This window comes from Actinoplanes sp. NPDC051633, from assembly GCF_040681735.1.
Taxonomy (GTDB): domain Bacteria; phylum Actinomycetota; class Actinomycetes; order Mycobacteriales; family Micromonosporaceae; genus Actinoplanes.
In genome coordinates this window covers 1-1,388 of record NZ_JBFAZH010001617.1, presented here as the reverse complement: position 1 = coordinate 1,388, position 1,388 = coordinate 1, and the positions used below count along the sequence as shown (strand labels likewise).

Genomic DNA, 1,388 nt, shown 5'->3' with positions numbered 1-1,388 from the left:
CTTCGGGGCCGGGGTGGCGGGCACGAAGCGCAACTGCACGGTGACCCGGCTGCCCACCGGCGGGATCAAGAAGGCCGTGGTGACCTCGGGCGACCCGAGCGGCCACTTTCTGGCCGGCCGCGTCTATCCGCCCGGGAAGAGCCTGAACGTCGACGTCGTGGTGTGGAAGGACGGCAAGCTGGTCGACACGCCGGACATGCCCGGCAGCGATGCCTCGCTCCGCGACATCAACTCCTCCGGGGTCGCGGTCGGCACCAGCTACGACGGCGACAAGCAGCAGGCCTACGTGTACCGCGAAGGCGCCTTCACCAAGCTGGCCGGCCCGGGCGATGTCAGCGGCATCAACGACGCCGGCGTGATGGTGGGCTCGATCGGATCGGACATCGAACCCAGTCCGGTCCGGTGGGCGTCGCCCGGTGCCAAGCCGCAGCGGCTCCCACTGCCGGACGGCGTCAAGACCGCCGTTGCCCGCGACGTGGACGAGGACGGCACGATCCTCGGTTTGGTCGCGCTGAAGGAGGGCAAGGACACCGCGTACCTGTGGATGGCGGACGGCACGCACAGGGCGCTCCCGGCGCCGACCGTCGACGGGAAGAAGGCCGACGCGTTCTGGCCGGACTCGATGGCGGCCGGCAAGGTGATCGGCCGGGCCGTGTTCGAAAGCAAGGACAGCATGTCCTTCAAAACCGTCCTGTACGACATCCCCTCCGGCGGGTACACCGAGGTCTTCCCGCTCGACGCGCCGCGGATCGCGGCCAACGGGACCATCTTCGGGGTCGAGTGGACCGACCGGAGGATGGGGCTGCCGGTGCTCATGACCGGCGACCAGAAGACGAAGCTGCCCAGCGGCGGCAGGCGGGAGTTCGTCGTGTCCAGCATCAGCAGCGACGGCCGGACCCTCGCCGGCTACAGCGTCGGCAGCGAGGAGACCGGGCCGATCAGCAACGACCCCTGGATGTGGACCTGCGGGTGACGGGCCCGGCCGCTACTCCGGGCCGACGTTGTCGTCGAGCCACTGCCGCAGCGGCCGGCTGGTGCGGAGGAAGTCGACGATGCGCTTCTTCGCGGTCGCCGTGCCGAGCCACGCGGCCGGCTCCCACTCCTGCCACGTCGTGAGGCCCTTGTGGCGCAACAGGTCGCCGCGCGGATGGTCCTTCGGGTATCCGCGCGGCGCCGTCTTGAGGCTCCCATGGCCGATCACCGCGACGCGGGACCGCTCGATGGCGCCGATCACGGTGGTCAGCTCGCGGCCGGTCCGGTCGTCCGCGACGGCCCGGCGGTATCGGGCGAGCTGGGCCCGGCCCCTCTGGTTCATGCCCCAGCCGGCCGCCAGCCCGGCGGCGGAGCGATGAATGTATCCGCGCCCTAGGAGACAGGCCCCCACGTGC

Annotated in this window: 2 protein-coding genes; one reads left to right on the top strand and one right to left on the bottom strand. The window is 71.0% G+C overall.

The genetic code is table 11. The features are described from left to right. A partial coding sequence (locus AB0M20_RS43650; RefSeq protein WP_364307395.1) for a hypothetical protein occupies positions 1-973 on the top strand: 973 nt, incomplete at its 5' end. Positions 974-985: 12 nt separating this feature from the next. Here AB0M20_RS43650 and AB0M20_RS43645 read toward each other — a convergent pair. Then, a partial coding sequence (locus AB0M20_RS43645) for a DUF2461 family protein (RefSeq protein ID WP_364307393.1) occupies positions 986-1,388 on the bottom strand: 403 nt, incomplete at its 5' end.